At 73.3% G+C, this 2,179-nt stretch carries 3 protein-coding genes and 1 pseudogene; 3 read left to right on the top strand and 1 reads right to left on the bottom strand.

Annotation, left to right across the window (positions count from 1 at the left end):
* Positions 1–302: pseudogene (locus H5J33_RS32200) on the bottom strand (CapA family protein); the annotation flags it as partial.
* A 216-nt stretch (positions 303–518) separates the two neighbouring features.
* Between H5J33_RS32200 and H5J33_RS32195 the strand changes: the two are divergent.
* From H5J33_RS32195 to H5J33_RS32185, 3 genes are all read left to right on the top strand, one after another.
* Positions 519–1,067, top strand: coding sequence for a sigma-70 family RNA polymerase sigma factor (locus H5J33_RS32195; protein WP_181798266.1), 549 nt, complete (start codon positions 519–521; stop codon positions 1,065–1,067).
* Positions 1,068–1,210: 143 nt separating this feature from the next.
* Positions 1,211–1,726: a hypothetical protein gene (locus H5J33_RS32190; protein ID WP_181798265.1), complete on the top strand. Its 516-nt coding sequence runs from the start codon at positions 1,211–1,213 to the stop codon at positions 1,724–1,726.
* Positions 1,727–1,894: 168 nt separating this feature from the next.
* Positions 1,895–2,179 (top strand): zf-HC2 domain-containing protein (locus H5J33_RS32185; protein ID WP_181798264.1); only part of this gene is annotated, 285 nt, incomplete at its 3' end.

The following is a 2,179-nucleotide window of genomic DNA, read 5'->3' as shown; positions in this document are numbered from 1 at the left end:
CCGTAGCCGGTGGCGAGGTGGCACAGCGCCAGGTCGGCGCCGGAGACGGCCGGTTGGACGGCGGAGAGCATGGGGCGGAAGTCGTAGCCGTCGCCGCCGGCGTCGTAGGCGGCCCGTTCGACCACGGTGGCGTGCGGCAGGATGTCCCCGGAGGCAACGAGGGTGAACGGGCCGGCCGCGGCGGGCGCCGGGGGCGCCGCGTGTCCCGGTGTGCCGGATTCCCGGTACTGGTTCCGGCAGGCCGCCCCGGCCGCGAGGACGGCGGTCAGGACCAGCGCCACCTGCTTGGTGCGTCCGATCATCAACTCACCCCAGAGTCGTCGTGTGGACAGACGAAGCCGTGACGGGCATATGGGTATGAATCTGATGCGTCGGATAAACAGCCCGGGTGGCGTCGTTAGCCCGTCCGGTGTCCCGGGGCACCACCCGGCCGACCGTTCGCCGACGCGATCGACCGTCCGTCGCACGACCGGCTCCGCCCCCTGTCCGCCGGGCCCGGCCTGCGCTGCGATACGGCCATGACGGCCGGAACCTCACTCACCCACGGGACGACGACCGCCGAGCACGAGCTGGCCGCGCTCCAGCGCGAGCACGGCGGTCCGCTGTTCGCCCTGCTGCTCAGGCTGTGCGACGGAGACCGCCAACGCGCCGAGGACCTCGTCCAGGAGACCCTGGTGCGCGCCTGGCAGCATCCGGAGGCGCTGCACGCCGGCGACTTCGACTCGGTACGGCCCTGGCTGCTGACCGTGGCCCGGCGCCTGGCGATCGACGCCCGCCGGGCGCGGCGGGCCCGGCCGCCCGAGACCGGTGACGAGGTCCCCGAGAACGCCCGGGTGACCGCCGATCACGCCGAGCGGGCCGCGGCGACGCTCGATGTCCGGGAGGCTGTGAAGACACTCACTCCCGCCCACCGTGACGTGCTCGTACTCGTGTATTTCCGTGGGGCGAGTGTGGCGGAGGCGGCCGAGACCCTGGGGATTCCACCGGGTACCGTGAAGTCCCGCGCGTACTACGCGCTGCGCGCCCTGCGCCGGGTCCTCCCGGGTTACGCGGCCGACCTGCGGTGAAACCGGAAGGCTGGTCAAACCTCGGTAAAGCGCCTTGCTGTGGCCCCCGTTCGGGCATGGGCTGTCCTCATCCGCGTTCCGGACGGGGGTCCGGGCCCGGAGGTTCGGGCGACGCGTACGCACCGGAGGAAGGGCAGGAAGGGATGCTGCACAGAGGTCACGAGAGCACGGACGGCACCGGCGGCGGTGAACTGGCCGTCCCGATGGCCTGGTTGTACGCCGAGTACATCGCCGACGAGCTGCTGCGCACCGGCGATCTGATGCCGCCGACGTCCTTCGAGTTCCGGGCCGGCCGGGACGCGCTGGCGCTGACCGTCTTCCTGTCCGACACCGACGGGGAGCTGTCCGGCATCCGGGTGATCTCCCAGTTGGAGAACTGGCTGGCGCTGACCGCCTACGACCAGCCGTGGCGGGACTGGGTGCGGACGCGCATGGCCGAGCGGACCGAGCGGGCGGCCGGCTCCGGCGCTCCCTGCCCGGATCTGGCGCTGGCCGCCGACGCCTGGCGCTGGCTGGAGGAGACCGAGCTGCTCGCGCCGGACCTGGACGCGGTGCCGGGCGGCGGCCCGGTGTTCGGGGAGGACGAGGGGCCGAAGGTGTGGACACCGGCCTGGCGGCTGGGGCTGCCGCTGGGGCACCTCGCGATCCACCTCTTCTGAAGCCTCCGCCCGTCTCTTCCGCGCCTTCCGGGACGCGCCCGGTCCACGGGCCGGGCCGCCGTGCCTTCCCTGGTCACGATTGTGTGTGCGCCTTGAGCGATCCGGTGGTCCGCCGCGTACGGGTGGGGGCAAGGAGCACCCCCGCACCCATCGGCACGAGGATTCGGCATGAGGTCCCTGGAACGGCATCGTGACGCCGGCGCGTACGCGCTCGGCGTACTGGACGCGGCGGAGGCCTTCCGCTTCGAGGACCACCTCGTGGAGTGCCCCCGGTGCGCGGCCCACGTGACCGGGTTCGGGCCCACCACCCGGCAGCTGATGCTCTACCGCCGGGCCACTCCGCCGTTCGTGCATCCCGTGGCCCGGCCCGGTTCCCGGCTGCTGGACCGGCTGCTCGGCGAGCTGGCGCACCTGCGCAGGGTGCGCCGCCGGCGGCTCGGGTACGGGCTGGCC

It is taken from the genome of Streptomyces sp. WELS2, from assembly GCF_013870595.1.
In the GTDB taxonomy this organism is placed as follows: Bacteria; Actinomycetota; Actinomycetes; order Streptomycetales; family Streptomycetaceae; genus Streptomyces.
Note: the sequence above shows the minus strand (reverse complement) of the source record. Positions and strands in the feature narration are given on the sequence as shown.